Source organism: Mucilaginibacter phyllosphaerae (genome assembly GCF_004378255.1).
Classification (GTDB): domain Bacteria; phylum Bacteroidota; class Bacteroidia; order Sphingobacteriales; family Sphingobacteriaceae; genus Mucilaginibacter; species Mucilaginibacter phyllosphaerae.
In genome coordinates, this window is record NZ_SNQG01000002.1 from 443,017 (window position 1) to 466,262 (window position 23,246).

20 protein-coding genes and 3 tRNA genes are annotated in these 23,246 nt (G+C 43.7%); 17 read left to right on the top strand and 6 right to left on the bottom strand.

Annotated features, from left to right (window positions below; translation table 11 throughout):
* The first annotated feature begins 71 nt into the window (after nt 1-71).
* From E2R65_RS06815 to rfbA, 16 genes are all read left to right on the top strand, one after another.
* A tRNA-Gly gene (locus tag E2R65_RS06815) sits at nt 72-144 on the top strand.
* 94 nt (nt 145-238) lie between these two features.
* A tRNA-Thr gene (locus E2R65_RS06820) sits at nt 239-310 on the top strand.
* Between the two features lie 62 nt (nt 311-372).
* Nucleotides 373-1,560 carry an elongation factor Tu gene (gene tuf / locus E2R65_RS06825; protein WP_134335732.1) on the top strand — a complete coding sequence of 396 codons (1,188 nt, stop codon included), beginning with the start codon at nt 373-375 and terminating at the stop codon, nt 1,558-1,560.
* A gap of 119 nt (nt 1,561-1,679) precedes the next feature.
* A tRNA-Trp gene (locus tag E2R65_RS06830) sits at nt 1,680-1,750 on the top strand.
* Nucleotides 1,751-1,767: 17 nt separating this feature from the next.
* Nucleotides 1,768-1,962, top strand: coding sequence for a preprotein translocase subunit SecE (gene secE / locus E2R65_RS06835; RefSeq protein ID WP_134335733.1), 195 nt, complete (start codon nt 1,768-1,770; stop codon nt 1,960-1,962).
* 14 nt (nt 1,963-1,976) lie between these two features.
* Nucleotides 1,977-2,519: a transcription termination/antitermination protein NusG gene (nusG, locus tag E2R65_RS06840; protein WP_134335734.1), complete on the top strand. Its 543-nt coding sequence runs from the start codon at nt 1,977-1,979 to the stop codon at nt 2,517-2,519.
* Between the two features lie 200 nt (nt 2,520-2,719).
* On the top strand, nt 2,720-3,163 hold the full coding sequence (gene rplK, locus E2R65_RS06845; RefSeq protein WP_134335735.1) for a 50S ribosomal protein L11: 444 nt from the start codon (nt 2,720-2,722) through the stop codon (nt 3,161-3,163).
* Between the two features lie 23 nt (nt 3,164-3,186).
* Nucleotides 3,187-3,885 (top strand): 50S ribosomal protein L1, encoded by a 699-nt coding sequence (rplA, locus tag E2R65_RS06850; protein WP_134335736.1) that lies wholly within the window; start codon nt 3,187-3,189, stop codon nt 3,883-3,885.
* A 2-nt stretch (nt 3,886-3,887) separates the two neighbouring features.
* Nucleotides 3,888-4,406 (top strand): 50S ribosomal protein L10, encoded by a 519-nt coding sequence (gene rplJ, locus E2R65_RS06855; protein ID WP_134335737.1) that lies wholly within the window; start codon nt 3,888-3,890, stop codon nt 4,404-4,406.
* A gap of 57 nt (nt 4,407-4,463) precedes the next feature.
* Nucleotides 4,464-4,847, top strand: a complete 384-nt coding sequence (rplL, locus tag E2R65_RS06860; RefSeq protein WP_067061371.1) for a 50S ribosomal protein L7/L12 — start codon at nt 4,464-4,466, stop codon at nt 4,845-4,847.
* Nucleotides 4,848-5,060: 213 nt separating this feature from the next.
* Nucleotides 5,061-8,864 (top strand): DNA-directed RNA polymerase subunit beta, encoded by a 3,804-nt coding sequence (gene rpoB, locus E2R65_RS06865; protein WP_134335738.1) that lies wholly within the window; start codon nt 5,061-5,063, stop codon nt 8,862-8,864.
* Between the two features lie 137 nt (nt 8,865-9,001).
* Entirely contained in the window at nt 9,002-13,288 is a 4,287-nt protein-coding gene (rpoC, locus tag E2R65_RS06870) for a DNA-directed RNA polymerase subunit beta' (protein WP_134335739.1), read from the top strand.
* A gap of 68 nt (nt 13,289-13,356) precedes the next feature.
* Nucleotides 13,357-13,668, top strand: coding sequence for a DUF3467 domain-containing protein (locus tag E2R65_RS06875; protein WP_183500332.1), 312 nt, complete (start codon nt 13,357-13,359; stop codon nt 13,666-13,668).
* A 112-nt stretch (nt 13,669-13,780) separates the two neighbouring features.
* Nucleotides 13,781-14,716 (top strand): GDP-L-fucose synthase, encoded by a 936-nt coding sequence (gene fcl, locus E2R65_RS06880; protein WP_134335741.1) that lies wholly within the window; start codon nt 13,781-13,783, stop codon nt 14,714-14,716.
* 50 nt (nt 14,717-14,766) lie between these two features.
* On the top strand, nt 14,767-15,624 hold the full coding sequence (rfbD, locus tag E2R65_RS06885) for a dTDP-4-dehydrorhamnose reductase (protein WP_134335742.1): 858 nt from the start codon (nt 14,767-14,769) through the stop codon (nt 15,622-15,624).
* Between the two features lie 128 nt (nt 15,625-15,752).
* Complete coding sequence (gene rfbA, locus E2R65_RS06890) at nt 15,753-16,619, top strand: glucose-1-phosphate thymidylyltransferase RfbA (RefSeq protein ID WP_134335743.1); 867 nt, start codon at nt 15,753-15,755, stop codon at nt 16,617-16,619.
* A gap of 399 nt (nt 16,620-17,018) precedes the next feature.
* Here the strand turns inward: rfbA and miaA are convergent, their stop codons facing one another.
* The 6 genes from miaA to E2R65_RS06920 all read right to left on the bottom strand — a co-directional run bounded on the left by miaA (nt 17,019) and on the right by E2R65_RS06920 (nt 22,689).
* A complete protein-coding gene (gene miaA / locus E2R65_RS06895; RefSeq protein WP_134335744.1) occupies nt 17,019-17,939 on the bottom strand; it encodes a tRNA (adenosine(37)-N6)-dimethylallyltransferase MiaA in 921 nt (306 codons plus the stop codon).
* Between the two features lie 132 nt (nt 17,940-18,071).
* Nucleotides 18,072-18,716, bottom strand: a complete 645-nt coding sequence (locus E2R65_RS06900; RefSeq protein WP_134335745.1) for an IS1096 element passenger TnpR family protein — start codon at nt 18,714-18,716, stop codon at nt 18,072-18,074.
* Between the two features lie 38 nt (nt 18,717-18,754).
* Entirely contained in the window at nt 18,755-20,167 is a 1,413-nt protein-coding gene (locus tag E2R65_RS06905; protein WP_134335746.1) for a CCA tRNA nucleotidyltransferase, read from the bottom strand.
* Nucleotides 20,168-20,219: 52 nt separating this feature from the next.
* On the bottom strand, nt 20,220-20,786 hold the full coding sequence (locus E2R65_RS06910) for an L-threonylcarbamoyladenylate synthase (RefSeq protein WP_134335747.1): 567 nt from the start codon (nt 20,784-20,786) through the stop codon (nt 20,220-20,222).
* The gene (locus E2R65_RS06915; RefSeq protein ID WP_134335748.1) at nt 20,779-21,765 is read right to left on the bottom strand and encodes a glycosyltransferase family 9 protein; all 987 of its coding nucleotides are present in this window, start codon (nt 21,763-21,765) and stop codon (nt 20,779-20,781) included. The genes E2R65_RS06910 and E2R65_RS06915 overlap by 8 nt, the downstream gene beginning before the upstream one ends.
* A gap of 108 nt (nt 21,766-21,873) precedes the next feature.
* Entirely contained in the window at nt 21,874-22,689 is an 816-nt protein-coding gene (locus tag E2R65_RS06920) for a 2,3,4,5-tetrahydropyridine-2,6-dicarboxylate N-succinyltransferase (RefSeq protein WP_134335749.1), read from the bottom strand.
* A gap of 80 nt (nt 22,690-22,769) precedes the next feature.
* On the opposite strand from E2R65_RS06920, the gene E2R65_RS06925 reads away from it, so the two are divergent.
* Complete coding sequence (locus tag E2R65_RS06925; RefSeq protein ID WP_134335750.1) at nt 22,770-23,162, top strand: RNA-binding S4 domain-containing protein; 393 nt, start codon at nt 22,770-22,772, stop codon at nt 23,160-23,162.
* The last annotated feature ends 84 nt before the right edge of the window (nt 23,163-23,246 follow it).

Consider the following 23,246-nt stretch of genomic DNA (forward strand, 5'->3'; position numbering starts at 1 on the left):
TAATTGCTAAATTCTAAATTCTAAAAATTGTTTTAGGGTTTAGAGTTTAGTGTTTTAGAGTTTAAAAAGATGCGGAAGTAGCTCAGTTGGTAGAGCGATAGCCTTCCAAGCTATAGGTCGCGAGTTCGAACCTCGTCTTCCGCTCGGTTGGTTCATTAGTAGGTTAGTTCATTTGTTCATTAATGAAAGCCGAAAATACCAGTGAACAAAGCAACGAGTGAACCAATGAACAATATAAGCCGACGTAGCTCAGGGGTAGAGCACTTCCTTGGTAAGGAAGAGGTCATGGGTTCAAATCCCATTGTTGGCTCAGATACTTTTAACAAAGTACTATACGTTTAAATAAATTAACCTACAAATAAAAAAATAATCATGGCAAAAGAAAAGTTTGACCGCAGTAAACCGCACTTAAACATCGGTACAATCGGTCACGTTGACCACGGTAAAACAACCCTTACCGCAGCTATAACTAAAGTATTGGCTGACGCTGGTTTATCAGAAGCGCGTTCATTTGATTCAATTGACTCTGCTCCTGAAGAAAAAGAGCGTGGTATTACCATTAATACCGCTCACGTTGAGTATTCAACTGCAAACCGTCACTATGCACACGTTGACTGCCCGGGTCACGCGGATTATGTGAAAAACATGGTTACAGGTGCTGCCCAGATGGACGGTGCAATCATTGTGGTTGCTGCTACAGATGGCCCGATGCCTCAAACTCGTGAGCACATCCTGCTTGCACGCCAGGTAGGTGTACCTTCATTGGTTGTATTCATGAACAAAGTGGATATGGTTGATGATCCTGAATTATTAGAATTAGTTGAAATGGAGATCCGCGAATTATTATCATTCTACGATTTCCCTGGTGATGATATTCCTGTTATCCAAGGTTCTGCATTAGGCGGTCTTAACGGCGATGCTACCTGGGTTGCAAAAATTATGGAGTTAATGGATGCTGTAGATAGCTACATCCCAATTCCTCCGCGTTTAACTGACCTTCCATTCCTGATGCCGGTTGAGGACGTATTCTCGATCACCGGTCGTGGTACTGTTGCAACAGGCCGTATCGAGCGTGGTGTGATCAACTCTGGTGAGCAGGTTGATATATTAGGTATGGGTGCCGAGAACTTAAAATCAACCGTAACAGGTGTTGAGATGTTCCGTAAGATCCTTGACCGTGGCGAAGCTGGTGACAACGTAGGTTTATTATTACGTGGTATTGAAAAAACTGATATCCGCCGTGGTATGGTTATTTGCAAACCAGGTTCGGTAAACCCACACACTGACTTTAAAGCAGAGGTTTACGTATTATCAAAAGCAGAAGGTGGCCGTCATACGCCGTTCTTTAACAAATACCGCCCTCAGTTCTATTTCCGTACAACAGACGTTACAGGTGAAATCACCTTAGCAGAAGGTGTAGAAATGGTTATGCCGGGTGACAACGTTACCATCACTGTAAAGCTGATCAACGCTATCGCTATGGAAAAAGGCTTACGTTTCGCTATCCGTGAAGGTGGCAGAACAGTAGGTGCTGGCCAGGTAACTGAGATATTAGCATAATTACTTTACCCTTAAATGGGTAGCAAACGGTTAATTTTGTGTAAAGTACCGGGGCAAATGTCTCGGTACTTTATTCACAATAAGCAAACAATACAATTTCCTTTACCGGAATAATGTACACGGGAATAGTTCAACGGTAGAATAGAGGTCTCCAAAACCTTTGATCAGGGTTCGAATCCTTGTTCCCGTGCATAAGCAATTGATAAAATGGCAGGCGTAGCTGAATATATTAAAGAATCATACATCGAGTTGACCGAGAAAGTAACCTGGCCAACCTGGAGAGAGTTGCAAAACAGCGCTATTTTAGTGTTGGTTGCTGCAATGATTATCGCTATGGTAATTTTTGGTATGGACCAGATCATCGGCTATTTGCTTAATCAGTTTTATACATCACTAACCTAATTATATATAAATAGATGAGTGAGCAAACAAAATGGTACGTAGTTAGGGCCATCAGTGGTAAAGAAAAAAAGGTAAAGCAATATATAGATGCTGAAGTAAGCAGGTTAGGTATAACACACCTGGTACCACAGGTACTGATACCTACCGAAAAATATTACCAGATGCGCGACGGCAAAAAAATTGCCAAAGAGCGTAACTATTTTCCGGGCTATGTACTGATGGAAGCCGCCCTTGACGGCGAGCTGGAGCACATCATCAAAAACATTAACAGCGTTATTGGTTTTTTAGGTGATAAAGCAGGCAATGCCATCCCTTTACGCCAGGCCGAAGTTAACCGTATTTTAGGTAAGGTTGATGAGATGAGCGCACAGGGCGAAACCATGAACGTGCCATATTACGTTGGCGAAAACGTTAAAGTAATGGATGGCCCATTCAACGGCTTTAGCGGCGTGATAGAAGAGGTGAACGAAGAGAAAAAGAAACTGAAGGTAATGGTAAAGATATTTGGGCGCCGTACGCCGCTTGAATTGAATTACATGCAGGTAGAGAAAGAATAAGTTTGGTGAGTAGTGAGATTTTAGAAGTGAGAAACATCTAAAGGTCATATAAAAATTACTAAATAATAATATAAAAAAATAAAGGTTTGATTAACCTGGTTAGAGTCTTAAATCTCAAATCTAATATCTCAAATCTAACGATCTTAAATGTTACTTAGCTTCCACTTACTAACATTGAGTTATAATTAAAACAAATCAAAATGGCAAAAGAAGTCGGTGCGATGGTAAAGCTACAAGTGAAGGGCGGCGCTGCAAACCCATCTCCACCAATTGGCCCTGCATTGGGTGCAAAGGGTGTGAACATTATGGAGTTTTGCAAGCAGTTCAACGCACGTACCCAGGATAAACCTGGTAAAGTGTTACCTGTAGTTATTACTGTTTATGTCGACAAGTCTTTCGATTTTATCATCAAAACCCCTCCGGTAGCTATACAGCTTTTAGAAGTAACTGGCTTAAAGAGTGGTTCGGCCGAGCCAAACCGTAAAAAAGTTGCCAATGTAAATTGGGAACAGGTAGAGGTAATAGCCAAAGATAAAATGACTGATTTGAATGCATTTACAGTAGAATCAGCCATGAGAATGGTGGCAGGTACTGCCCGCAGTATGGGAATAACCGTATCAGGTACGGCTCCCTGGAATAATTAATTAATACAAATCAGTTAAAGACAGTGGCTAGATTAACAAAAAATCAAAAAGCGGCACTCTCCAAAATTGAGGCTAATAAATCATACACATTACAGGATGCATCATCCCTGGTAAAGGAATTAACCAATACCAAATTTGATTCATCTGTTGATATTGATGTACGTTTAGGTGTTGACCCCCGTAAAGCCAATCAAATGGTGCGCGGTATAGCAACATTGCCTCATGGAACCGGCAAAACTGTACGTGTATTGGTGCTTTGTACTCCTGATAAGGAACAAGAAGCAAAAGATGCAGGTGCGGATTTCGTTGGTTTGGATGATTATATTGCCAAGATTGAAAGCGGATGGACTGATGTTGATATTATCATCACTATGCCAAGCGTTATGGCTAAGGTAGGTCGTTTGGGCAGAATATTAGGCCCGCGTAACCTGATGCCTAACCCTAAATCAGGAACAGTAACACCAGAAGTTGGTAAAGCTGTAACTGAGGTAAAAGGTGGTAAGATCGATTTCAAGGTTGATAAAACCGGTATCATCCACACTTCAATAGGAAAAGCATCTTTCTCTGCAGATAAAATTTACGAGAATGCATTAGAAGTATTGCAAACTATCTCTAAATTAAAACCATCTGCAGCTAAAGGCACATATTTTAAGAGCATACATATCTCTTCAACCATGTCGCCGGGAATTACAATTGAAACTAAATCAGTAGCGGGGATCTAATCATGAATAAAGAAGAAAAACACGACCTTGTTCTTGCCCTTGCTGATCAGATTAAAGAGTACGGTAATTTTTATATTACCGATACGGCTGATCTATCGGTTGCAAAAGTAAACAATATCCGTCGTCAATGCTTCGAGGCCGATATCACCATGCAGGTAGCAAAAAACAGCTTGATCAAAAAAGCTATGGAAGCAGCCGGCGGCGATTTTAGCCCGATATATGATGTATTAAAAGGTTCTTCATCAATCCTTTTCTCCAAATCAGCAACTGCCCCGGCAAAACTGATCAAGGCTTTAAGGAAAAAAGGTGACAAACCGGTTTTAAAAGCAGCATACATTGATTCAGCGGTATTTATCGGCGATAATCAACTGGATACTTTGACCAAATTAAAGTCAAAAGAACAATTGATCGGCGAGATAGTAGGCTTACTGCAATCACCAGCCAAGAACGTTATTTCTGCATTACAATCAGGCGGAAATATATTAGCAGGTGTTGTAAAAACATTACAAGAAAGAGGTTAACGAACACCTTTAAAGTTCGATTTAAACAAAAAGAATTAAGTAAAAAAATAAAATAAAATGGCGGATTTAAAAGCGTTTGCTGAACAGTTGGTAAACTTAACAGTAAAGGAAGTAAACGAATTAGCTCAGATCTTGAAAGATGAGTATGGCATTGAGCCTGCTGCTGCAGCTGTTGCTGCTGCACCTGCTGCTGGTGGTGGCGATGACGCCCCTGCTGCTGCTGCAGAGCAAACTGCATTTGACGTAATCCTGAAAGAAGCAGGTGGTTCAAAATTAGCAGTTGTTAAATTAGTGAAAGACTTAACTGGCTTAGGTTTGAAAGAAGCTAAAGATTTAGTTGACGGTGCACCTAAAGAGGTTAAAACCGGTGTAACTAAAGAAGAAGCTCAATCTTTGAAAACTCAATTAGAGGAAGCCGGAGCAGTAGTTGAGGTTAAATAATTTAACCCCACACCAAATAGCATCAGACTCCGACCATTTTTGGTCGGGGTCTATTGCTGTTTATATACTTTACTAAAGATTAGAGACATTAGATCTGAGATTTTGAGACCACCTTGGTAATCAAATAATCAAAGCAGGTTTCAATTTAAGTCTCCAATCTCCTATCTCAGTTCTCACATCTCATACAGGTTTAATAAATTAAATTATAACACCTTGGCAAACAATAATAACCAAAGAGTAAACTTTGCAACCAGCAGAAAGGTACTTGATTACCCGGATTTCCTGGATGTACAGTTACAATCTTTCCAGGAATTTTTTCAATTGGAAACCACGTCAGACAACCGCTACAAAGAGGGGTTGTTTAAAGTATTTGCCGAAAACTTTCCTATTTCAGATTCAAGGAACATCTTCGTTTTAGAGTTTCTTGATTATTTTATTGATCCGCCACGTTATGATATACGCGAGTGTATCGAGCGCGGGTTAACTTACAGTGTGCCATTAAAAGCAAAACTTCGCTTATCATGTAACGATGCCGAGCACGAAGATTTTGAAACAATTGTACAGGACGTGTACCTGGGTACCATCCCTTACATGACGCCTAAAGGTACCTTTGTTATTAATGGCGCCGAGCGTGTAATTGTATCGCAGTTACACCGTTCGCCGGGTGTGTTCTTCGGCCAAAGCCGCCACACCAACGGTACCAAATTATACTCGGCCCGTGTTATCCCTTTCAAAGGATCGTGGATTGAGTTTGCTACAGACGTTAATAACGTGATGTATGCTTATATCGACCGTAAAAAGAAATTCCCGGTTACTACGCTTCTTCGTGCCATAGGTTATGATTCTGATAAAGATATATTGGAGTTATTTGAACTGGCAGACGAGGTAAAGGTGAGCAAATCAGGCCTGAAGAAATTCATCGGCCGCAAGCTTGCTGCAAGGGTGCTTAAAAAATGGGTAGAAGATTTCGTGGATGAGGATACCGGTGAAGTGGTATCTATCGACCGTAACGAGATCATCCTTGAGCGCGAAACCGTACTGGAAGACGACCATATTGATATGATCATTGATGCCGGTGTAAAAACTATCATCCTGAACAAGGAAGATGCTGCCACCAGCGGTGATTATACTATTATATATAATACCTTACAAAAGGATACTTCAAACTCAGAGAAAGAAGCGGTGGAGCATATCTATCGCCAGCTGCGTAACGCCGAACCACCTGATGAGGAAACCGCACGCGGTATCATCGACAGGTTATTCTTCTCTGATAAAAGATATGATCTGGGTGATGTGGGCAGGTACCGCATCAACCGTAAATTGAAGCTGAATACTTCTGACGAAACAAAAGTATTAACCAAGCAGGATATTATTGCGATTGTTAAATACCTGATCAAATTAATCAACTCAAAAGCCGAGGTGGATGATATTGATCACTTGTCTAACCGTCGTGTTCGTACTGTTGGCGAGCAGCTTTACGCACAATTTGGTGTTGGTTTAGCGCGTATGGCCCGTACCATCCGCGAGCGTATGAACATTCGTGATAACGAGGTGTTCACACCAACCGACCTGATCAATGCACGTACGCTTTCATCTGTGATCAACTCGTTCTTCGGGACCAACCAGTTATCACAGTTTATGGACCAAACCAATCCACTGGCAGAGATCACGCACAAGCGTCGTCTGTCAGCCCTTGGGCCCGGCGGTCTGTCTCGTGAGCGTGCAGGTTTCGAGGTTCGTGACGTACACTACACCCACTACGGCAGGTTGTGTACTATCGAAACACCGGAAGGACCAAACATTGGTTTGATCTCATCACTTTGCGTACACGCAAAAATTAACAACTTAGGCTTTATCGAAACGCCATACAAACGTGTGGTAGAAGGTAAGGTACAGGTTGATGAGCCGGTTATCTACTTATCTGCAGAGGATGAGGATGGTAAAACCATTGGCCAGGCTAACGCTGTTTATGATGATAAAGGTGAATTTGCCACGCCGCGTGTTAAAGCACGTTTTGAGGGTGACTTCCCGATCATCGAGCCGGAAAGACTGGATCTAATGGATATCGCTCCAAACCAGATCACCTCTATCGCGGCATCATTGATTCCGTTTTTAGAGCATGATGATGCTAACCGTGCCCTGATGGGATCTAATATGCAGCGCCAGGCTGTGCCATTATTACGCCCCGAGGCGCCGATTGTAGGTACAGGTTTGGAAGGCCGCGTAGCAAAAGATTCTCGTACCCTGATCAACGCCGAAGGCGATGGTGTGGTAGAGTATGTGGATGCTAACGAGATCAAAATTAAGTATGACCGTAACGAACTGGATCGTTTGATCTCTTTTGACGGTGATACCAGGAGCTACCTGTTAACTAAATTTAAAAAGACCAACCAAAGCACCACCATCAACTTAAAGCCGATTGTTAAAAAAGGCCAAAGGGTTACCAAAGGTGAGGTACTTTGCGAGGGCTATGCTACCCAGAATGGCGAGCTTGCCTTGGGCCGTAACCTTAAAGTGGCATTCATGCCTTGGCAGGGTTATAACTTTGAGGATGCGATCGTAATATCTGAGCGTGTAGTATCTCAGGATATATTCACATCGCTTCACGTTGAAGAATTTGAACTGGAAGTGCGTGATACCAAACGCGGCGAAGAGGAGTTGACACCGGATATTCCTAACGTATCAGAAGAAGCTACTAAAGACCTGGACGAAGACGGTATCATCCGTGTAGGTGCAGAGGTTAAAGAAGGCGATATTCTGATCGGTAAGATCACTCCAAAAGGCGAATCAGACCCTTCACCGGAAGAAAAATTGTTACGTGCCATATTTGGTGACAAGGCAGGTGATGTTAAGGATGCATCTTTAAAAACTCCGCCGTCTATCGCGGGTGTGGTTATTGATACCAAACTTTTCAGCCGTGCTAAAAAAACCACCAAGGCAGAAGAGAAAGCACAGATAGAAAAACTGGATGCTAAACATGATAAAGCTGTAAAGGATCTTAAAAACACTTTGATAGAGAAGTTATTTGAGATTGTTAACGGCAAAACATCACAAGGTGTTTACAATGTTTACAAAGAGCTGTTTGTAGCTAAAGGCGTTAAATTTACCCAGAAAATTCTGGCTGAATTAAACTACGAAAGCATCAACCCAACAAAATGGACAACTGATGACGATAAGAACGACCAGATCAAAACTTTGCTTCACAACTATAACATTAAAGTGAACGAAGAACTGGGCGCTTACCGCCGCGATAAGTTTGCCATCAGCGTAGGTGACGAGTTGCCATCAGGTATCGTACAAATGGCTAAAGTTTACATCGCTAAAAAGCGTAAGCTTAAAGTGGGTGATAAAATGGCTGGCCGCCACGGTAACAAAGGTATTGTTGCACGTATTGTACGTGACGAGGATATGCCTTTCTTAGAAGACGGTACCCCGGTTGATATTGTGTTGAACCCGCTGGGTGTACCTTCACGTATGAACCTTGGCCAGATCTATGAAACCGTATTAGGTTGGGCAGGTAAAGAGCTTGGCGTAAAATTCGCTACCCCTATTTTTGATGGTGCAAGCCATACCGAAGTAGAGGAGTGGATTAAAAAAGCAGGCTTACCGGAATCTGGCCGTACCTATTTATACAATGGTTTAACAGGCGACCGTTTTGACCAGCAAACAACTGTAGGTATTATCTACATGCTTAAACTGGGCCACATGGTTGACGATAAGATGCACGCGCGTTCTATCGGGCCATACTCATTAATTACGCAGCAGCCATTGGGTGGTAAAGCCCAGTTTGGTGGTCAGCGTTTTGGTGAGATGGAGGTTTGGGCACTGGAAGCATTTGGTGCATCAAACATCCTGCAGGAGATATTAACCGTTAAATCGGATGATGTTATCGGCCGTGCTAAAACTTACGAAGCCATTGTTAAAGGTGAAAACTTACCTACACCTTCGGTTCCGGAATCATTCAACGTATTGGTTCATGAATTAAGAGGTTTAGGTTTGGATATCACGTTAGAATAATTAGTGATTTAGTGAGTGAGTGAATTAGTGATTTCAGGATCCGTTCATTCGCTCACTAATTCAATTATAGTAAAGCAGGTGATTCAATTCACTAATTCACTAAATCGCTAATTCAACAATTAAAAAAAAGGGAGACTATGTCTTACAAAAAGGATAATAAAATCAAGAGTAATTTCACCACCATTACCATCAGTTTAGCTTCTCCGGAATCTATCCTTGAGCGTTCAAGCGGTGAGGTTTTAAAGCCTGAGACCATTAATTATCGCACCTACAAGCCCGAGCGTGACGGCTTGTTCTGCGAGCGTATTTTTGGCCCGGTTAAAGATTACGAATGCCATTGCGGTAAATACAAACGTATCCGTTACAAGGGTATCGTTTGCGACCGTTGCGGTGTGGAAGTAACGGAGAAAAAGGTACGCCGCGAGCGTATGGGCCACATCAATTTGGTGGTGCCTGTTGCGCATATCTGGTATTTCCGCTCGTTGCCAAATAAAATTGGTTACCTGCTGGGCCTGCCTACCAAACGGTTAGACCTGATCATCTATTACGAAAGATATGTAGTTATTCAGCCGGGGATCAAAGAAGCTGACGGGATCTCTAAAATGGATTTCCTGACAGAAGAAGAATACCTGGATGTATTGGATACTTTACCAAAAGAAAACCAGTACCTGGATGATAAAGACCCGCAAAAATTTGTGGCTAAAATGGGTGCCGAGGCGCTTGAAGAATTATTACGCCGCATCGATTTAGATGAGTTGTCATATAATCTTCGTCACCAGGCAGCTAACGAAACTTCTCAGCAACGTAAAAACGAGGCGTTAAAACGCTTACAGGTTGTTGAGGCTTTCCGTGGTGCAGCTACCAGGATAGAGAATAACCCGTCATGGATGATCGTTAAGATCGTGCCGGTTATCCCGCCGGAATTGCGCCCGTTGGTACCGTTGGAAGGTGGCCGTTTCGCTACTTCCGATCTGAACGATTTATACCGCCGTGTAATTATCCGTAACAACCGTTTAAAACGTTTGATCGAGATCAAAGCACCGGAAGTTATTTTACGTAACGAAAAACGTATGTTACAGGAAGCTGTAGATTCGTTATTTGATAACTCGCGTAAAGTTAATGCGGTAAAAACCGAAGGTAACCGTGCCCTTAAATCACTTTCAGATATCCTGAAAGGTAAACAAGGTCGTTTCCGCCAAAACTTATTAGGTAAACGTGTGGATTATTCGGCACGTTCGGTAATTGTTGTAGGGCCAAACCTTAAATTACACGAGTGCGGCTTACCAAAAGATATGGCAGCTGAGTTATTCAAACCATTTATCATCCGCAAGATGATTGAGCGTGGTGTGGTTAAAACAGTAAAATCTGCCAAAAAGATTGTTGACCGTAAAGACCCATTAGTTTGGGACATTCTGGAAAACGTATTAAAAGGCCACCCTGTATTATTAAACCGTGCGCCTACGCTGCACAGGTTGGGTATCCAGGCCTTCCAGCCAAAACTGGTAGAAGGCAAGGCTATACAATTGCACCCGTTAACCTGTACCGCCTTCAACGCGGATTTTGACGGTGACCAGATGGCTGTGCACGTACCGCTTGGTAACGCAGCAATTTTGGAAGCCCAGGTATTAATGCTTGCATCACACAACATCTTAAACCCTGCCAACGGTACCCCAATTACAGTACCATCGCAAGACATGGTGCTTGGTTTGTACTACATAACCAAGGGCCGTAAAACAGATGAAGGACGTGTGGTAAAAGGCCAGGATTTAACTTTCTATTCTGCGGAAGAAGTGATTATCGCTTACAACGAGAAAAAGATCGACCTGCACGCCTTTATCAAAGTAAAAGGAAAAATTAAAGATCGTGACGGTGTTATCGTATCTAAAATAATTGAAACTACTGTAGGCCGTGTGTTATTTAACCAGCACGTGCCCGAAGAAGTAGGTTATATTAACGAACTGTTGACCAAAAAATCACTGCGTGACATTATTGGCGAGGTTGTTAAGATGACCGGTATGGCACGCGCCGCCCAGTTTCTGGATGATATTAAGGAGTTAGGTTTCCGTATGGCATTTCAGGGTGGTTTATCATTTAACTTAAAGGATATCAATATCCCTGAAGAAAAAGTTACTTTGATTGCCCAGGCTTCTAAAGAAGTGGAAGATGTTATGGGTAACTATAACATGGGTTTCATTACCAATAACGAGCGTTATAACCAGATCATCGATATCTGGACACGTATCAACAACCGCTTAACCGCGAATGTGATGAACATCCTGAGCAACGATAATCAGGGCTTCAACTCGGTTTACATGATGCTGGATTCTGGTGCGCGTGGTTCTAAAGAGCAGATCCGTCAGCTGGCAGGTATGCGTGGTTTGATGGCCAAGCCTCAAAAATCAGGCTCGGGCGGCGAGATCATCGAAAACCCTATCCTTTCAAACTTTAAAGAAGGTTTGTCGGTATTAGAGTACTTTATATCTACCCACGGTGCGCGTAAAGGTTTGGCGGATACGGCGTTAAAAACGGCCGATGCCGGTTACTTAACCCGTAGGCTGCATGATGTTGCCCAGGATATGATTGTAGGCGAAGTTGATTGCGGTACGCTACGTGGTATCTATACAACTGCATTAAAAGATAACGAGGATGTTGTGGAGCCGTTATACGACCGTATTTTAGGCCGTACAACCCTGCACGATGTGCACGACCCGATCACCAACGAATTGTTAGTTACTGCCGGTGAAGATATTACCGAGGAGATTGCTAAAAAGGTAGAAAATTCACCTTTAGAAGGTATCGAGATCCGTTCGGTATTAACGTGCGAAAGCAAACGCGGCGTATGTGCCTTATGCTATGGCCGTAACCTGGCAAGCGGTAAACGCGTGCAGATGGGCGAGGCTGTTGGTGTAATTGCAGCACAGTCGATAGGTGAGCCGGGTACACAGTTAACCCTGCGTACATTCCACGTGGGTGGTACCGCATCAAACATCGCGGCCGAGTCACAGATCAATGCCAAGTTTGATGGTGTTATTGAATTTGAGAACGTACGTACCGTTGAATACAAAACAGATGAAGAAACTGTTGATGTGGTTTTGGGCCGTTCGGGCGAGTTCCGTATCATCGAGGCAGGTACCAACAAGGTTATTGTAACCAACAACATCCCATACGGTTCATACCTGTATGTTAAGGATGGTGCCAAGATCTCTAAAGGCGACCGTATCTGTTCATGGGATCCGTACAATGCGGTAATTATCTCTGAATTTGCCGGTATCACAACCTTTGAGGCCGTATTGGAAGGTATTACATTCCGCGAAGAAAGCGACGAGCAAACAGGTCACCGCGAAAAGGTGATCATCGATACCAGGGATAAAACCAAAAACCCTGCTATCCAGATAGCTGATACTAAAGGTAACATCATAAAAGGATACAACATCCCGGTAGGCGCCCACATTTCTGTTGAAGAAGGTGAGAAACTGCAAACCGGGCAGGTTATTGCCAAAATTCCTCGTTCTACCGGTAAAACCCGGGATATTACAGGTGGTTTACCACGTGTAACCGAGTTATTTGAGGCACGTAACCCATCTAACCCGGCTGTAGTAACCGAAATTGATGGTGTGGTAACCTTAGGTGGTGTTAAACGTGGTAACCGCGAGATCACTATCGAAAGTAAAGACGGACAGGTTAAAAAATACCTGGTGCCATTATCTAAACACATCCTGGTACAGGATAACGACTTTGTTAAAGCAGGTATGCCATTGTCTGATGGTTCTATCTCTCCGGCAGATATCCTGGCCATTAAAGGCCCTGCTGCCGTGCAGGAGTACCTGGTTAACGGTATCCAGGAAGTTTACCGCTTACAGGGTGTAAAGATTAACGATAAGCACTTTGAGGTGATTGTTCACCAGATGATGCAAAAGGTTGCCATTGAAGATGCCGGCGATACCCGTTTCTTAGAAAGAGAAGCAGTGGACAGCTGGGATTTCATGACCGAAAATGATGAGATGTTTGATAAGAAAGTTGTTGTTGAGCCAGGCGATTCAGCAAACTTAAAAGCAGGCCAGATCATATCATTAAGGAAACTAAGGGACGAAAACTCGATCTTAAAACGTAAAGATTTAAAATTGGTTGAGGTAAGGGATGCTATCGCAGCAACTTCCAGCCCGATGTTACAAGGTATTACCAGGGCATCATTAGGTACCAAATCGTTCATTTCAGCAGCATCGTTCCAGGAAACTACCAAAGTACTGAACGAAGCAGCCATAGCAGGTAAAAAAGATTTAATGCTTGGTTTGAAAGAAAACGTTATTGTAGGTCACTTAATTCCGTCAGGAACCGGTTTACGCGAATACGAAAATATCCGTGTAGGTTCTCAGGAAGAATTTGATCGCCTGATGGCTTCAAAAACTGAGGAAGTGGAAGCTTAATCAGATTTTTTAAATACTTTTGCAAAGCCTTCTATGAAAATAGAAGGCTTTGTTATTTTTATACGATTATGGAAGAACAAAACGAAAACCAGATCAGCATTGAACTTTCTGAAGAAGTGGCCGAAGGCGTTTACGCCAACCTGGCCGTTATCACCCACTCCAGCTCAGAATTTGTGCTCGATTTTATCCGCGTGATGCCGGGTGTACCAAAGGCAAAGGTTAAATCGCGCGTGGTGTTAACACCAGAGCATGCCAAGCGTTTATTAGCCGCTTTAGAAGATAATGTAGAGAAGTTTGAAGCCGCAAACGGCCGCATCAAGATCCAGAACGACCCCACCGGCTTCCCGATGAATTTTGGCGGTACAATGGGGCAGGCGTAGGTTAAGTATTAAGTCCATAGTCCATGGTCCATGGTCGATAGTCCATGGTCGATAGTCCATGGTTATGCGAGTGTTTTACTATGGTTTATGGGCCATTGACTATTGACAAATAATGAAAAAAGAAGAAAAAATATACATTGCCGGCCATCGTGGTATGGTGGGTTCTGCCATTATGCGCAGGCTGCAGGCAGATGGGTTTACAAACTTTGTTACCCGCGTTTCGGCCGAGCTCGACTTGCGCAACCAGCAGGCCGTTGCTGCTTTTTTTGAGCAGGAAAAACCCGATTATGTTTTTTTGGCCGCAGCCAAAGTAGGGGGTATTGTAGCCAACAACACCTACCGTGCCGAGTTTTTGTACGATAACCTGCAGATCCAGAATAATGTTATCCATTCGGCGCATCTTAACGGTGTAAAAAAACTGATGTTTTTAGGGTCAAGCTGTATCTATCCAAAACTGGCACCACAGCCCTTAAAGGAAGATGCCCTGCTAACCGGCCTATTAGAGCCTACTAACGAGCCCTACGCTATTGCCAAAATAGCCGGCATAAAAATGTGCGATGCTTACCGCATGCAATACGGCTGCGATTTTATATCGGTAATGCCTACTAATCTGTATGGTTATAATGATAACTATCACCCGCAAAACTCGCATGTGCTGCCCGCATTGATCCGCCGGTTTCATGAAGCTAAGGTGAATGGTACACCAGAGGTTGCCATTTGGGGCAGCGGCTCGCCATTGCGCGAGTTTTTGTTTGCCGATGACCTGGCTGATGCCTGCGTTTACCTGATGCAGCATTTTAGCGACGCAGGCTTTGTAAACATAGGCAGTGGTAAAGAGATCACGATAAAAGATCTGGCCCTGCTGATCAAAAAAATAGTAGGTTACGAGGGCGAATTAACCTTTGATGCCACCAAGCCCGATGGTACCCCACGCAAGCTGATGGATGTAACCAAACTGGCCCAAATGGGCTGGGCGTATAAAACCGAATTAGAAGAAGGTATTAAACTGGCTTATCATGATTTTTTGGTAAAACATGTAGAGCGTTAATTGTTTAGTGCTGTAGCTAATTACAATAAGCTTGTATAACAAATAGATAAATGAGTAAAACGATCGTATTTGGCGCTTCGGGCCAGTTGGGGCAATGTTTAAAAAAGGTTGTGGAAGATCATAGCCTCGATGGATATATTTTCCCGGATAGGGCAGAAGCCGATATCCTGAATGTAGCAGCCATAGAGGCATTATTTAAAAAATATAACCCTGCCTATTGTATCAACTGTGCTGCTTATACCGCAGTTGATAAGGCCGAAAGTGATGAGCAAACAGCCTTTGCCATAAACAAAACCGGGGCAGAGAACCTGGCAGATCTGTGCAGCGCATACAACGTGGTGCTGGTGCATATCTCTACAGATTTTGTTTTTGGCGGTACCGCCGATATGCCGCTGAACGAATTGTCTGCAACCAGGCCATTGAGCATCTATGGCGAAAGCAAACTTGCCGGCGAACGGGTTATTCCTACTGTGCTTAATAAGTATTTTATATTACGTACAGGCTGGCTCTATTCCGAATATGGCAATAACTTTGTAAAAACTATTTTGCGTATAGGTAAAGAACGCGGCGAGATCAAAGTTATTAACGACCAGATCGGCACACCAACTTATGCCATGGACCTGGCCGCTGCTATTACACAGATCATCGGATCGGGTAGCAACAAATACGGCCTTTACCATTATGCCAATGAAGGTACGGCAACCTGGTTTGATTTTGCAACTGCAATCCATCAAATAGCCGGCACCGGTGTAACCGTACTGCCCATACCCACTTCTGAATATCCAACCCCGGCAAAGCGCCCCGTTTATTCAGTGATGGATAAATCGAAAATTAAACAGGCGCTTACTATCACAATTGCGGATTGGAAGGACAGTTTAAGGGTTTGTTTAAGTAAACTTACCCAATAAATTAATTAATTTAGGGAACGAATACAAAAGAGCATAAAACACTATTTATTATATAAGCTGATTATTGAAAGCCTTTAAGGCTTTCAATAAATCACTAAATTACACATTCAATAAATCACTCATCATCCATGAAAGGTATCATATTAGCAGGCGGATCGGGCACCAGGCTTTATCCTATCACCAAAGCCATAAGTAAGCAGTTAATGCCTATTTATGATAAGCCCATGATCTATTACCCGCTATCTGTTTTAATGCTTGCCGGGATCAACGAGATCCTGATCATCACCACTGCCGAGGATAACCCGGGCTTTGTGCGCCTTTTAGGCACCGGCGAAGAGATTGGCTGCCGTTTTGAGTATGCCATACAAGAAAAACCAAACGGACTGGCACAGGCCTTTGTTATTGGCGAAAAATTTATTGGTGATGATAAAGTTGCGCTGGTATTGGGCGATAACATCTTTTACGGATCGGGCTTTAGCAAACTGATACAAAGTTTTAATGATGTTGATGGCGCAGCCATATTTGCCTACCCGGTTGCCGACCCCGAGCGTTACGGCGTGGTAGAATTTGACCAAAACTTTAAAGCGGTATCAATTGAAGAAAAGCCGGAGCAGCCAAAATCTAAATACGCGGTGCCGGGCCTTTATTTTTATGATAACAGCGTGGTAGAGATTGCCAAAAACATACAGCCATCCCCGCGTGGCGAGTACGAGATAACCGATGTGAACCGTGTGTACCTGGAGCAAGGCAACCTGCATGTAGGTGTAATGGACAGGGGCACCGCCTGGCTGGATACCGGTACCTTTGATTCCCTGAGCGATGCTACCGAATTTGTACGCGTAATTGAAAAACGCCAGGCCAAAAAAATTGGCTGTATAGAAGAAGTAGCCTACCTGATGGGTTACATTGATGCCCCGCAGTTACAATTGTTAGCCAATAAATACATCAAAAGCGGCTACGGGGTTTATATACAATCCGTGTTGGATAACGGGTAAAGTAGACAAAACCATACATTTAGCTTCAAAAGAGGATTTGGCAAATGCCAAAACTGATATGATTAAATGGTTTGTAGGCCTGTTTATAGCGTTATCTTTGATGCTTATCGGGTTATATTTAAATAGTATCTGCTAAGTCAAGCGTCCACGCTTGACTTTATAGTGATTTAGCGTCTACGCTGAAAATACCTGATAATAATATTAGGTGAGCGTAGATGCTCACAATTTCCCTGATGCATGCGGAGGTAATTGAACGAGCATTTAATCAACTCTTTTATAATCAAACTGATACCAGTATTTGAATTTAGCTTTAAAAGGCATATTGCTGATAATCAGCAATATGTGATAAATGCCTTACATGTTCATGCGTGAACGTGAACATTGCTGGTTATCAATGATTTAAATATTTTGCTTATCTATCTCAGCTATCATATTCTCTACCAGCTTTTCATCGCCGGCATCCATCCAGGTGATTTGTTTATCCTTGCGGAACCAGGTAAGTTGCCTTTTGGCAAAGCGGCGGGTATTTTGTTTGATCTTGTCGATAGCGGTATCCCTGTCGGTTTTACCATCAAAAAAATCGAACAGTTCCGAGTAGCCTACGGTATTTAGGGCATTGTATTGGCGATAGGGTTTTAGGGACGCAACTTCCTCTAATAAGCCATCGTTAACCATTATATCTACCCGGCGGTTAATACGGCTGTATAATTGTTCGCGGGGCATATCCAGGCCAAGCTTAATGATATTGAACGGGCGCTGGTTAACTTTAGCCGTTCTGTATGATGATATGGGGTTGCCGGTAGCCTCATATACCTCCAGCGCCCTGATAACGCGCTGTGGGTTATTAATATCCGCTTCCTTGTAATACACGGGGTCGGCTTGTTTAAGTCGCTCCTGCAGAGCTTTAAGGCCGTTGATGGCCAGCTCGGTATTCAAGCGGTCGCGAATGCCGGGGTCGGCAGTAGGCAGTTCATCAAAACCTTCGGTAACCGCGCGGATGTACAAGCCCGATCCGCCGGCCATTACCACAACATGATGCTTTGTAAAAAGTTGGTTAAGCAAAGCAAGGCATTCGCGCTCAAAGTCGCCAACAGAAAATGGTTGCGTTATGCTGTGCGAGTCGATAAAATAATGTGTTGCAGCCGCCAGTTCTTCATCGCTTGGTTTTGCCGTACCGATAGACATCTCCCTGAAAAATTGCCTGGAATCGGCAGAAACTACAACCGTGTGATAATGTTGGGCCAGGCCAATGGCTGCGGCTGTTTTGCCCGATGCCGTTGGGCCGGCAATTACAATAAGGGTTTTATTTTTGAAGTCCATAGTCGATGGTCAATAGTCCATAGAATAATATGCTTTACTGATTATTGCAGCTGCTATTTACCATCAACTATGGTCTATGGACTGATTATTGCAGCTACTATTTACCATCGACTATGGTCTATGGACTGATTATTAATAGTCGTCGCGGCCGGGTTTTTCGTCGTCCTCAAAGCCTTCGTCGTCGCCAAAGCCAAATTCGTCTTCTTCCTCTTCGTCGTCTGCTTTCTTTTCTTCCTCTACGCCGGTTTCGCTCACTTCAGAAAAATCGTCGGCATCATCGTGGTTGTAGGCCATTTCATTTAAAAAGTCAAAATCCTCATCGGGCGTATCTGCGGTAGCAGCAATGGCCGGGTTAAACACATTGCCAAATTGTTTCGGCGCTTCGCCTACCGACCGTACAACCGCAGGGTAGGTAGTGCCCGGCGCTTCATCCAGGATGATCTTCATCAGTTCCACATGGAAATCAAATGGCCGGTCGAAATTAAAGGTATAATAGAATTTCTGGTGCGGATCGTCAATAAAACTGCTCAGTTTTATTTTTTCCATCAGCGGTATTTTGCGGTCTATCCGTTTTTGGTTGGGCATGTAGGTGATCTCTTCCCCCTTCATCCACTGGTCGTTACTGATATAAAAAGAAGACGGATATTCGGGGTTATAACCGGTGCTTTGGTGTATAGCCTTATGAAGATCTTCAAATGTTTGGTTAGATTTTACATCAATATCCCGGGAAACGTCGTCATAATCCTCAAAAGTTACCCTGAACCTGTATAGTGCCATTGTATAAGTAGTTTTTTGTCAAAAATAGTAATGTTATTTTAATTTGTGTTTGCAACAACTTTCAAGCCAATTTCTTTACCTTTTTCAATTGTGAAGTTAATTGCTGCTTCGCGTTCGTTCGGGATCTCGCCTTCCAGTATCGCTTCGCGGATCTTATTTTTGATGATCCCCACCTCGCGGCCTTCGCCTATGCCAAAAAGCTGCATGATATCCATCCCCGTTACCGGCGGCTGCCAGTTGCGGATGTTATCGCGCTCTTCCACATCTTTTAGTTTTTGCTGTACCAGTTCAAAGTTGTTGCGGTATTTTTTAACCTTGTATTCATTTTTGGTGGTTACATCGGCCTTGCATAGCAGCATCAGCGCTTCTATATCCTCGCCGGCCTCAAACAGCAGCCTGCGCACGGCCGAGTCTGTTACAATGGATTGCGAAAGCACTATAGGGCGCAGGTGCAGCTGCACCAGCTTTTGCACCAGTTTCATCTTCTCGTTAAGGGGCAGCTTTAACTGCGCGAAGATCTTGGGTACCATACGCGCGCCCTTATCTTCGTGCCCGTGAAACGTCCACCCGTGGCCGGGCTCAAACCTTTTGGTTGGCGGTTTGGCAATATCATGCAAAATGGCAGCCCAGCGCAGCCACAGGTCGCCGGTGGTTTCGCAAATGTTATCCAGCACCTGCAGGGTGTGGTAAAAGTTATCTTTATGCCCCTTGCCGTTGATGATATCTACACCGTAAAGTGTTGCCATTTGCGGGAAGATGATGTGTAGCAAACCGGTATCAAAAAGGTAGTTAAAACCGATAGATGGCTTTGCCGACAGGATGATCTTGTTCAGCTCATCGGTAATGCGTTCCTGCGATACGATCTTGATGCGCTGCAGATTGCTTTTGATGGCCGCAAGGGCTTCCTCGTCTATCCGGAAGTTAAGCTGGCTGGCAAAACGGATAGCCCGCATCATCCTTAACGGGTCGTCAGAAAAAGTTTCGACGGGGTTCAGGGGCGTGCGGATGAGTTTTGCTTCCAGATCTGCAATTCCGCTAAAAGGGTCTGTCAATTCGCCAAACTGGGGCGAATGAAGGGCGATTGCGAGTGCATTTATGGTGAAATCGCGTCGTTTTTGATCGTCCTCCAGGGTGCCGTTCTCCACAATCGGCTTACGCGAATCTGAGCGGTAACTTTCTTTGCGGGCGCCTACAAATTCCACTTCTACATCCTGGTAACGCAGCATAGCCGTGCCAAAATTTTTAAACACCGATACCTTAACGTTAAGTTTGGCAGCAACAGCTTCGGCAAAGGCAATGCCATTGCCAAGTACCACAATATCAATATCTTTGGATGGGCGGTTCAGGAAAATATCACGTACGTAACCGCCTATTGCATAGGCCTGTACACCATGTTCGGCAGCAAGTTTAGAAATAATAGAAAATACCGGATGTTGCAGGTGTTGTTTCATAAGTAGGCTGCGAACAGGCTTGTATTGCGCCGCAAATTTAATGATTATTAAACTAACGGCGAATAAATTCAAAAGCGCCGCCCGGTGACAGCCTCATGATGGTTGACGGTTTTTTTATTTCGGTGCTATACTGGTCAATGTCAACCACATAGTCTACCCCGTCAATAATTTCCGGGTCTATTTTGCCAAAGTATTCGGGCGATGGCTTGCCGCTGATATTAGCCGATGTTGATACCAACGGCTTGCGTAAACGCTGTATCAGCTGCTGGCAAAACGGGTGGCTGCTTATGCGTACACCAATACTTCCGTCGGCTGCTATCAGGGCAGGCGAGATGTTTTTGGCCCCCGGCATTACCAGCGTTAAGGGGTTTTCGGCATATTCTATCAGGTCGTAAGCAATATCGGGCACTTCACTGATGTAGCTTTGCAGTTTGTTGTCAATATCCAGCAAAATGATCATACTTTTACTTTCCTCGCGCTGTTTAAGGGCATAGATTTTTTTAACAGCTTCGGTATTGGTAGCATCGCAGCCAACACCCCAGATGGTATCGGTAGGGTATAGGATGATGCCGCCATCCTGTACAACTTTCAGCGCCTTGTTTACTTCGTCTTTAAGCATCTTTCAGGTGCAAACTTAAGGCTTTTATTATTTTATTTTCATCTAACATTTGCATGCATTTTGGTATGCCGTATAATTTGCAGGTATTACGCACACAGGGCTCGCACGTTAACTGCCCGTAGCGTATAATTTGCAGCCCGTTTTTATTATACGGAGCGGTGTTGTTTTCGTTACCTGCACCAAACAAAACTACAGTTGGTATTCCCAACGCATTAGCCAGGTGTGCCGGGCCCGAATCTGTTGTTAAAACAGCTTTGCTGCCGGCCATCAGGCTGGTTAAATCTTGTAAATTTGTTTTACCCGCCCTATTTTGCAGCCTGCCGGCATGGTTTAAGCCAACAAGCAATTCGTCAATAAAGCGGGCTTCTTTTGGCGAACCTATAAACAGAAAATTTACATGTTTAAACTTGTTTGTAAGCGTGTTAATAATATTGCGGCCCTTATCCAGCGGCATCCTGCGGGATGGTGCCTCGGAGTTAAAGTTGATGATGACCGTATGGTTAGCACAAATTGGTTTTTCGGCTGCTAAACTTACCTGTTTGTTAGCTATAATTTTGCCCGAAAATTTTTCCAGCAGGTAAACGTATTCGTCAACCCGGTGCAGGTTGGCCGGCTTTGTGAAAGATCGCGTCAGCAAAAAACGGCCGCCCTCTTTATTAAAACCTATGCGCTGCTTTGCACCGCTTGCCCAAGCCATTATAAAGGATGAAAGGGAATGGGGCAGGTTAAAAAAGATAGCGTACTGATGCGCGCGTAAGGATTTGCCGAACCGGTAAACGCCGCCTAAACCTTTATGATCTTGTTTAGAAAAAAGATGAATGTTATTGATGCCGGGGATGAGAGAAGCAATCCCGCCCAGTTCTTTTTTGATGATAACATCAATTATGGCATCAGGATAAACCTGCCTTACCGCATAGATAAATGCGGTACTCATCACCACATCGCCAAGCCAGTTGGGCAATCTTATCAATATTTTCATATTGATAGATATGAGATGTGAGATTTTAGATATGAGATCGGAGAAATTTGTTTGCGGGTTGTGCAAAAATGTATCTCAAATCTCATAGCTAACATCTCATATCTATACTTACACTGCTACGTTATTCTCTCTTAAAGCATCGTTTAACGATGTTTTTTTATCGGTAGATTCCTTGCGTTTGCCGATGATCAGGGCACATGGCACCTGGAAATCACCCGCCGGGAATTTTTTGGTGTATGAGCCGGGTATCACTACCGAACGGGCCGGTACAAGGCCTTTATATTCAACAGGTTCGGGGCCGGTTACATCAATAATTTTGGTAGATGCGGTTAAAACCACGTTAGCGCCTAAAACGGCTTCGCTCTCTACGTGAACACCTTCAACCACAATGGCGCGCGAACCAAGGAAACAGTTATCCTCGATAATTACGGGGGCTGCCTGTACAGGCTCTAACACACCGCCAATACCAACACCGCCGCTTAAGTGTACATGTTTGCCTATTTGCGCGCATGAGCCTACGGTAGCCCAGGTATCAACCATGGTGCCTTCGTCAACATAAGCGCCAATATTTACATAAGATGGCATCATGATAACGCCTTTGGCTAAATAAGCGCCGTAACGGGCAATGGCATGTGGTACTACGCGCACACCCAGTTCTTTATAATTGGTTTTCAGTTTCATTTTATCATGAAACACAAAAGGGCCGGTTTTAATTTCTTCCATACTGCGGGTAGGGAAGTATAGTATAACCGCTTTTTTGATCCAGTCGTTTGTATGCCAGCGGGTGCCAATCAGTTCAGCAACACGTATCTCGCCTTTGTCAAGGCGTTCTATAACGGTGTTTATGGCATTAATATAGTCGTTTTCACTTAAAAGGGTGCGGTTATCCCAGGCATCCTCAATCATTTTTTTAAGATCGATCATTACAAAATATAAATTTTGCCAAATTAAAGGAATTTTAAGGAGATTTGTTTAATTGTATTGTTAAGAATATAGAGAGCGGTATGGCTGAGAAAGAAAAGTTAAGAATTGATAAGTATTTATGGTCGATACGTGCGTTTAAAACCCGCACGCTGGCATCTGATGCCTGCAAGGCAGGGCGCGTAAAACTGGGGGGCAATAACATAAAACCATCGCACGAGGTTAAGGTAGGTGAAGTTTACACAGTTTCGAAAGGGCCGGATAAAAGGGTGCTAAAGGTAACCGGTTTGCTGGAGAGCCGCACCGATGCCAAAACAGCGGTAATGTTTTATGAGGATATGACCCCGGTAGAAGAAACCACCGCATTTAAATCGATGTTTCATGCGCCGGTGCTCACCCGCGACCGTGGTACCGGCCGCCCTACCAAGCGCGATCGCCGCGAAATAGACGACCTGAAAGACGATTTTTTTAATTAAGAAAAATAATTTCAAGCAACTGCACCCGCAGATTACGATGCGCTAAATATTAAGAAAACAGGCGTTTTTAAGCCTTTTTTTTGA

What these genes read in the sequence shown, in the direction of transcription:
- tuf (WP_134335732.1), top strand. Translation starts at nt 373, where the DNA reads ATGGCAAAAGAAAAGTTTGACCGCAGTAAACCGCACTTAAACATCGGT.
- secE (WP_134335733.1), top strand. Translation starts at nt 1,768, where the DNA reads ATGGCAGGCGTAGCTGAATATATTAAAGAATCATACATCGAGTTGACC.
- nusG (WP_134335734.1), top strand. Translation starts at nt 1,977, where the DNA reads ATGAGTGAGCAAACAAAATGGTACGTAGTTAGGGCCATCAGTGGTAAA.
- rplK (WP_134335735.1), top strand. Translation starts at nt 2,720, where the DNA reads ATGGCAAAAGAAGTCGGTGCGATGGTAAAGCTACAAGTGAAGGGCGGC.
- rplJ (WP_134335737.1), top strand. Translation starts at nt 3,888, where the DNA reads ATGAATAAAGAAGAAAAACACGACCTTGTTCTTGCCCTTGCTGATCAG.
- rplL (WP_067061371.1), top strand. Translation starts at nt 4,464, where the DNA reads ATGGCGGATTTAAAAGCGTTTGCTGAACAGTTGGTAAACTTAACAGTA.
- rpoC (WP_134335739.1), top strand. Translation starts at nt 9,002, where the DNA reads ATGTCTTACAAAAAGGATAATAAAATCAAGAGTAATTTCACCACCATT.
- E2R65_RS06875 (WP_183500332.1), top strand. Translation starts at nt 13,357, where the DNA reads ATGGAAGAACAAAACGAAAACCAGATCAGCATTGAACTTTCTGAAGAA.
- fcl (WP_134335741.1), top strand. Translation starts at nt 13,781, where the DNA reads ATGAAAAAAGAAGAAAAAATATACATTGCCGGCCATCGTGGTATGGTG.
- rfbD (WP_134335742.1), top strand. Translation starts at nt 14,767, where the DNA reads ATGAGTAAAACGATCGTATTTGGCGCTTCGGGCCAGTTGGGGCAATGT.
- rfbA (WP_134335743.1), top strand. Translation starts at nt 15,753, where the DNA reads ATGAAAGGTATCATATTAGCAGGCGGATCGGGCACCAGGCTTTATCCT.
- miaA (WP_134335744.1), bottom strand. Translation starts at nt 17,939, where the DNA reads ATGGACTTCAAAAATAAAACCCTTATTGTAATTGCCGGCCCAACGGCA.
- E2R65_RS06900 (WP_134335745.1), bottom strand. Translation starts at nt 18,716, where the DNA reads ATGGCACTATACAGGTTCAGGGTAACTTTTGAGGATTATGACGACGTT.
- E2R65_RS06905 (WP_134335746.1), bottom strand. Translation starts at nt 20,167, where the DNA reads ATGAAACAACACCTGCAACATCCGGTATTTTCTATTATTTCTAAACTT.
- E2R65_RS06910 (WP_134335747.1), bottom strand. Translation starts at nt 20,786, where the DNA reads ATGCTTAAAGACGAAGTAAACAAGGCGCTGAAAGTTGTACAGGATGGC.
- E2R65_RS06915 (WP_134335748.1), bottom strand. Translation starts at nt 21,765, where the DNA reads ATGAAAATATTGATAAGATTGCCCAACTGGCTTGGCGATGTGGTGATG.
- E2R65_RS06920 (WP_134335749.1), bottom strand. Translation starts at nt 22,689, where the DNA reads ATGATCGATCTTAAAAAAATGATTGAGGATGCCTGGGATAACCGCACC.
- E2R65_RS06925 (WP_134335750.1), top strand. Translation starts at nt 22,770, where the DNA reads ATGGCTGAGAAAGAAAAGTTAAGAATTGATAAGTATTTATGGTCGATA.